Genomic DNA, 815 nt, shown 5'->3' with positions numbered 1-815 from the left:
AGTCATGACCACCCGCTTAGCGGGTGGCATGTTCTCCCCCTATAAGGGGATATTACCTGCTTGCGCCCGGAAGGCGCACTGAAGTCTGCTAACTGCACCACATTTACAGCTGCCCCCAACTGGGGGCTTTTTCAGTGCTTCCTTACACCGGCACAGCTCCAAAAGGAGCTTGCTGGTTTGCTTTGACTTCCTACTTACGCTCCAAGCGTTTTATTTATTGTGTTTCTTCACTGGCTCACCCGTAAACGGGTCAATATACTCTACTAACGACATCTGATCATACTCTAAATCTTCTTTTAATTGTTTCTGAATATATTCTTTGATCTTTGCAGTATTTTTACCGACTGTATCTACATAATATCCGCGACACCAGAAATGCCTATTTCCATATTTATATTTTAGATTTGCATGGCGTTCGAATATCATGAGCGAACTTTTTCCTTTGAGATATCCCACTATTTCTGATACTGAATATTTGGGTGGAATTCGCACCAGCATATGAATATGATCTGGACAACACTCTGCTTCAATAATTTCTATTCCTTTTCTTCTGCATAATGATCCTAGAATTTCTCCTACATCCGCTCGTATTTGTTTATAATTACTTGTCTCCGGTATTTTGGTGCAAAAACTATATGATACTTGCATTCCCATTTTGTATGAGCTAAACTATTTACGTCCATTATTTGGACCTCCTGTGCTTTTATTTGTGGTTTTGCAGACCCACATTCATCATAGCACAGGAGTTCTTGCTTATATCTAAAGATTTCTCCCACCACCCGCATAGCAGGTGGTTTATTTCATTGCTGACACAA

1 pseudogene is annotated in these 815 nt (G+C 40.6%); it reads right to left on the bottom strand.

The window, feature by feature from the left end:
* Window positions 1–210 precede the first annotated feature (210 nt).
* A pseudogene (tnpA, locus tag WKT17_RS16225) lies at window positions 211–683 on the bottom strand (IS200/IS605 family transposase).
* Window positions 684–815 lie beyond the last annotated feature (132 nt).

Origin of the sequence: Blautia sp. HCN-20427 (genome assembly GCF_037890365.1) — a bacterium.
GTDB lineage: Bacteria > Bacillota > Clostridia > Lachnospirales > Lachnospiraceae > Blautia.
This window is presented reverse-complemented; position numbering and strand designations above follow the sequence as displayed.